Annotated in this window: 2 pseudogenes; both read left to right on the top strand. The window is 61.5% G+C overall.

Annotation, left to right across the window (positions count from 1 at the left end):
* Nucleotides 1-254: pseudogene (locus FS320_RS46755) on the top strand (IS630 family transposase); the annotation flags it as partial.
* A 135-nt stretch (nucleotides 255-389) separates the two neighbouring features.
* Nucleotides 390-1,423 (top strand): annotated as a pseudogene (locus FS320_RS41925) (IS110 family RNA-guided transposase).
* The last annotated feature ends 882 nt before the right edge of the window (nucleotides 1,424-2,305 follow it).

Here is a 2,305-nt window from a genome sequence, read left to right as displayed (position 1 = left end):
ATCCGCGCTTCCACCTGCACTTCACGCCGACCTCGGCCTCATGGCTCAACCAGGTTGAGCGCTTCTTTGCCCTGATCACCCAGGAGCGCATTCGGCGGGGCGCCTTCACGAGCGTGCCCGATCTGGAGAGTGCTATCATGGACTACCTGGAGCACCACAATGCCGACCCGAGACCCTTTGTCTGGACCGCCTCGGCCTCAGCTATCCTGGAAAAGGTCGCCCGTGCGAAACAAGCGTTAGAGTCACAACACTAGCAAGCATGATCCTCTCATCCCGTCCTCATTCTGGAGTTGGAACAAGAGCTGCTCTCAAACGATGGGGTGGATGGCTCCCGCTCCCGACGGTGCCAAGATGAGCCCGTTTAAGGTGGACGAGAGGGAGTGGAGATCATGGGAGAGATCACAACAGTCGGCCTGGACTTCGCCAAATCGGTGTTTCAGGTCCATGCCGTTGATGCCGAGGGCCGGGTTGCCATCCGCCGGCAGGTCCGGCGCCCACAGCTTGTGAAGTTCTTTGCGGGCCTGCCGCCCTGCCTGATCGGCATAGAAGCCTGCGCGACCGCCCACTACTGGGCCCGCGAGCTCACTGCTCTCGGCCATGAGGTCCGCCTCTGCCACCGGCCTATGTGAAACCATACGTAAAGCGCCAGAAGAACGATGCTGCCGATGCGGAGGCTATCTGCGAGGCGGTCACCCGCCCGACTATGCGTTTCGTGCCGATGAAATCACCCGAGCAGCAGTCTGCCGCTATGCTGCACCGTTCCCGGGCTCTCCTGGTAAAACAACGCACCATGCTCCTGCACGCGATCCGGGCCCACTTGGCCGAACTCGGGATCGCGACCGGGGCCGGGGTCTCTCAGGTAACGAAGATGGTTGGAGCTCTGGTTCGGGGCGAACCTCTCGACCTGCCCGATCTTGCCCGCGTGGTACTGGAGACCTTAGCTCGGCTCGTGTTTGACCTTCAGGAGCGGCTGCGGACGATCGACAAGCAACTGGCGCACTGGCACTACACCAATGACCTCTCCAACCAGCTTGAGACAATCCCGGGCATTGGTCTTGTGACCGCCTCGGCCCTGGCGTCGAGTATTCCCGACCCAAGCACCTTCCGATCAGGACGCCACTTTGCGGCTTGGCTCGGGCTGGTGCCGAAGCAAAACTCGTCCGGGGGCAAGACCCGGCTCGGGCGGATCAGCAAACAGGGAAACAAGTACCTGCGCCAGCTGCTGATCTTGGGCGCGACGTCAGTGCTGCGCTATCTTCGCCGGGAGGGCAGTAATCCATCGCCCTGGATTGCAGGCCTGCTCCGACGCCGGCCGCCAAAGGTGGTGGCGGTGGCCCTAGCCAATAAGATGGCGCGGATCGCCTGGTCGGTGATGACGCGGGGTGGCGAATATGAGGATAAGCCAGTGCTTCAAGCGGTCTGAACGGACCGCTGGGTGACTGGCGCACGAGGTTGAGGCGCGGGAGGTAAGTGAAGGTAGCAGATGGTCGATCGCCAAGGACCAGCCGAACCCGGTTAGCGTGTCGGGCGTGACAGCCCGCTTAAACGATAGGGGGCTTGGTCCGGCGAAACCCTTCAAGGCCAGCAGTGAACAGACTGCATGAACAGGCCGGACACACGACTGCACTCGACAGCTGCTGCACGAGCGATACCTACCAGACTCAACGCGGGAGCCATCCACACACGGGCTCATCTTGGCACCGTCGGGAGCGGGAGCCATCCACCCCATCGTTTGGAAGCAGTTCTTGTTCCGCCCCCGGGTTGCTCAGGCGACCCTGTGGCTATCGGGGAGGAGTCCCCGCACGGCCTGGGACTATCACGCGGGCGCTGCTGGCCGCGCCGGAGATTTCTCTGACGGATGTATTCGCAGTGACAGGCACTGCGTGGGCGAGAGTTGGACGAAGAGTATTTGTTTTGAGGGACGAAAAGTAAAAATCCCTGAAAGAACAGTCTGATCTGAGCCCAGTGGCTCGAGGTTGGATCCTCTCATCAGGCCACGTTGCCATGCTCTAATGGCTCGCGGTCTATCACTGACCTGCCATACCATCATGAATGAACAACCACTTGACCTGGGCGCCCGGCTGGAGGCGCATGCCCTTTTGGACCGCCTCGTTGCCGACGGACCAACCTTTCCAGCCGGTGACGCCCGCCGCCTCATCGACCTGATCCCGGTGGCGCCTAGATCCTCGACACAGTGATTTTGACCGGTTGGCCTGCCGTCTCTTGTGACGGCACTTCGAAGCGGTGCGGGATCTGCAAGTGGATTGATCCCCATTGGACGGGGCCTCGGTACCAGATGCGAAGT

The sequence above is a fragment of the Microvirga tunisiensis genome (genome assembly GCF_009296175.1).
GTDB classification, from domain to species: domain Bacteria; phylum Pseudomonadota; class Alphaproteobacteria; order Rhizobiales; family Beijerinckiaceae; genus Microvirga; species Microvirga tunisiensis.
The sequence above is the reverse complement of the archived record's forward strand: the minus strand, read 5'-3'. Positions and strand labels throughout refer to the sequence as shown.